This window comes from Nocardioides guangzhouensis (assembly GCF_004519545.1).
In the GTDB taxonomy this organism is placed as follows: domain Bacteria; phylum Actinomycetota; class Actinomycetes; order Propionibacteriales; family Nocardioidaceae; genus Nocardioides; species Nocardioides guangzhouensis.
On record NZ_SDKM01000097.1, the window covers coordinates 1 to 2,928 of the forward strand.

3 protein-coding genes are annotated in these 2,928 nt (G+C 67.8%); 1 reads left to right on the forward strand and 2 read right to left on the reverse strand.

Annotated elements, in window-relative coordinates; all coding sequences use genetic code 11:
* Positions 1-752, forward strand: a 752-nt coding sequence (locus EKO23_RS25585) for a hypothetical protein (protein WP_167880643.1), incomplete at its 5' end; no start/stop codon positions are given.
* 229 nt (positions 753-981) lie between these two features.
* On the opposite strand, the gene EKO23_RS24525 is transcribed toward EKO23_RS25585, so the two are convergent.
* Together EKO23_RS24525 and EKO23_RS24530 are read right to left on the reverse strand one after the other, a co-directional pair.
* Positions 982-1,434, reverse strand: coding sequence for a hypothetical protein (locus EKO23_RS24525; RefSeq protein ID WP_134721180.1), 453 nt, complete (start codon positions 1,432-1,434; stop codon positions 982-984).
* Between the two features lie 518 nt (positions 1,435-1,952).
* Entirely contained in the window at positions 1,953-2,138 is a 186-nt protein-coding gene (locus EKO23_RS24530; RefSeq protein ID WP_134721182.1) for a hypothetical protein, read from the reverse strand.
* Between the last annotated feature and the right edge of the window lie 790 nt (positions 2,139-2,928).

Below are 2,928 nucleotides of genomic sequence, written 5' to 3' on the forward strand. Positions count from 1 at the left end.
ACGTACGCGAGCTCGGCTTCCACGTCGAGCCCGTGCCGGGCCTGGGGGCGCACCACGCTGGCTGGAGCCTCAATGAGCGGAGCCAGAGCGTTGAGCTCGACTGGGACCACATGGCCGAGGGTGTCAGCGTCACCGTCTACTACCAGGGCTACTACCAAGGAGTCGACCCGGCGGTCGAGGGCATGCCACAGGGAGACGATGTCACGGTCCACGGGGTGCCGGGTCACTACTACGCGGCACCCGAGCCCAAGCCCGGCGAGGGCTGGGGTGCGCAACTCGTCTGGGAGTACGCCGAGGACTCGTATGCGACGGTGACAACCGGCTCCGCGGGCCGCGGCAACCCAGACCCGGAGCTGGTCCGCGCAACACTCTTCAAGGTCGCCGAGGCGGTCCGGCCCGGCGGCCAGGCAGTCCGACTGCCCATCCGCTTCGGCGCGATCCCGTCGTCGCTTCCGGATCCGGCGACCGCGGGACACATCATCAGCGGCACCGGGGACGGCGGCTGGGACGTGCAGCTGTTCCAGCGCGGCTTGGGGATCATCGTCGGCACCGCTGGCGGCCGTGCTGACTACGGCGAAGACATTCAGGTCCGGGCCGGCGACACCGTGCGCAGCGCTCTCGTCGACGAGGCCGAGGGGACGCCGGCGTACCCGATCGCGGATCTGAAGATGATGCTTCGCGAGATCACCGTGGCACCGTCGAACGACCCGTCGACCTGGTTCGACCTGAGGACGGCCCTGGGCGGTGAGTGAGGGCATACCCCCCGAGCGCGGAGCTGCAGGGCCGGGCCCGGACCTGAAGTCGTCATCCCGCCAGTACCAGACCACTCCGGGCAACAGGGTCAACCCACACTCATCTGCCGAGAACAGTGCNTGCCGAGAACAGTGCGCCCACGCCTCGGGCTCTCATGTCTTCCTGACGGCCGCCCACTGAGGTTGGGCGGCCGTCGAATCTACCGAGGGCGGCTCGGATGCGGCGTTCTCAGCCCACCAGCCGCCCGCTGATGACCGTCGTGATGACGCCGTTGACGTCGCTCACGACATGGTCGGTCCCCGTGCCGTGAATGCCGGCGAATTGTCCGGTTCCACCGGTGAGCTGCAGCGGTGAGTCCATGCCGAGGTGCGCCTGCTTGAGTGCGGTGATGACGTCGCCGCTGTCGCAGACGTAGTCCGTCGTGATGATGAAGTTGCGCTGGCCTGGCCGGTCGACGTTGCCGGCGGCCACCTGTACGTCGTCGTAGAACGTGCCGGTCTCGCAGCCCGGGATGCTCGACGTGAACGTCGTCAGCGGCGGATCGTCTCCCGGGGTGTTGGTGTCGATCGTCTGGGTGATGGTGAACGTCGTCGGCGCCGCAGCGTTGGCGGCGGGGGCTCCCGTGAGCACGAATGCGGCCGCCGCCGCTGCGGCTCCCGCGACCAGGGTGATCCGATTCATGAGCGCTCTCCAACGGGTCGGGTATGGGTCGTGCCAACGCTACGGTGAGCAGAGGCGAAGTGCCCCGGACCCTGGGGCCGCCCTAGGGTGTTGGACGACCTGTTTGGGTGCTTCCTATTCGGACGGGGACGCACTCATCTGCCGCTGTCCGGGCGGGTCGTGCGGCCAGTGCGGCCCCGCCGTCGACACATCCAGGCCATCAACATGACCGACTGGGGGCAGCAACGACACCCGCATGGCCATGCGCGGGGAAGCGCGCCACCTCGCTCAGGCCCTGCTCGCCGCTGTCGACCAGCCACAACGACACAGGTTGGTGGCCCTGATTGTGATCGAGGCAGGGCCACCCCGATCTGCGTGACTGGCAGCTCGGTCCTCGACCGCCCACGAGCAGGTCGGAGCGAGGGGCGCCCTCGGGTGGTGGACGCCCACAGCCGGGAATGCCGCGTTGATCCGGAACCGGACCCAGAGGTAGCCGCGCCATCGTTCACGAGGCGCCGGCCGTGTTGGTCGTGGGCCGCTCACTCGGGCACGTGGATCGGCGGTGAGTACCGGGAGGCGTCGTCGCGAAGTCGTGGTCCGCGGTTGATGGCATAGTCCCAAGCGGCCACCGTCTCGTCGCCGTTGTATGCCCAGACCACCGCGGTTGCCTTGATCCGAACCCAATACGGATCGTCGAGGCACTTCCGCGGGATGCCGATGTCCACCCCATCGGTGCGGGTGTCAATCGAGGTCGCGAGGTTGCATCGCACCGGGTTGCCGTTGGAGGGCTCAACGGCTCCATGCTGAGCCGGGGTACCACGGAGTTGAAGTCGATGAGCACCTCGCGACCATCTCCGGTGTCGGTCCTCACCACGAGCGAGACTCGATACTCTGGCTCAAACTGGACCTGGGGGAAGCTCAGGTCGACGAGTCGGACCCGGACCCGCACCTCACGCGGGGTGTGCGCCGCGCGGATGCTCTTGATGTCGCTGAGCCGGATGCCGGGTGCCGGTCGCGCTTCGTCCTCATCCTGGTCGTCCGTGATCGCGACGAGGTCACTGGTTCGGTCCACGTGGAAGTACGACGTGGGTCCATGATGCTCGGCCGATGCAGGGGCGGACGGCGTTGGGCGGGAGTGATCTGCCCCCGGCTCTGAACGAAGGCTGTTCGCTGCCGTACCCGAGGGCGTGGGACTTCCTTCCACGCCTCGATCGGTGGAATCTGAGCCGCAGGCGGCCACGGCCACCAGTGCGTACAGCGTCGATGCAGCAAGCGCAGTCGATAGACGGGTTGCCACCTCTGCCTCCCAAGGAGCCAAGCACCACTAGACTCTCGCCCTTGCTGCGGCGCGGGCAATGACGATGAGGAGTCATGCCGCCTGGTCGCCCTGATGCCGTGGGCACCCCAGACGGGGCCTGATTCCCCAGACCCACAGGGCTTTTGCTACCCGCGCCTTCAGCCGGGCCAGGCGTCGCGGAAGCGCACGCTCATCAACGTAAGGCGGTTTGCGTCAAG

Excerpts from the sequence above, each read along its gene's own strand:
- EKO23_RS24525 (WP_134721180.1), bottom strand. The coding sequence starts at position 1,434 with ATGAATCGGATCACCCTGGTCGCGGGAGCCGCAGCGGCGGCGGCCGCA.